The sequence below is a fragment of the Pseudomonas sp. HY2-MNA-CIBAN-0224 genome (assembly GCF_040310285.1).
Lineage (GTDB): Bacteria > Pseudomonadota > Gammaproteobacteria > Pseudomonadales > Pseudomonadaceae > Aquipseudomonas > Aquipseudomonas helleri.
The window spans coordinates 1-243 of sequence record NZ_JBEOPQ010000827.1 but is presented as its reverse complement, the minus strand read 5'-3'; the positions used below and the strand labels follow the sequence as shown (position 1 = coordinate 243).

Here is a 243-nt window from a genome sequence, read left to right as displayed (position 1 = left end):
CGTTTGGGGCTAGATGCGATTGATAAGAAGTAACTTAAATCACCCCAATCCCACTTAACAATAACTGACCACCAGCAAATAATAACAATATGCCAAAGGCACGCTTAAGCGTCAGCGCAGGTAATACATGGGCAAGCTTGGCACCGACTTTTGCCATAGCGAAGCTAACGACTGAAATACATAAAAACCCTGTGATATGGACAAAGCCTATCGTACCTTCAGGTAGGTTGACCACATCTTGAC

The 243-nt window shown here is 44.0% G+C and carries 1 pseudogene; it reads right to left on the bottom strand.

The window, feature by feature from the left end:
• Positions 1-34: 34 nt before the first annotated feature.
• Positions 35-243, bottom strand: a pseudogene (locus AAEZ03_RS28595) (hypothetical protein); the annotation flags it as partial.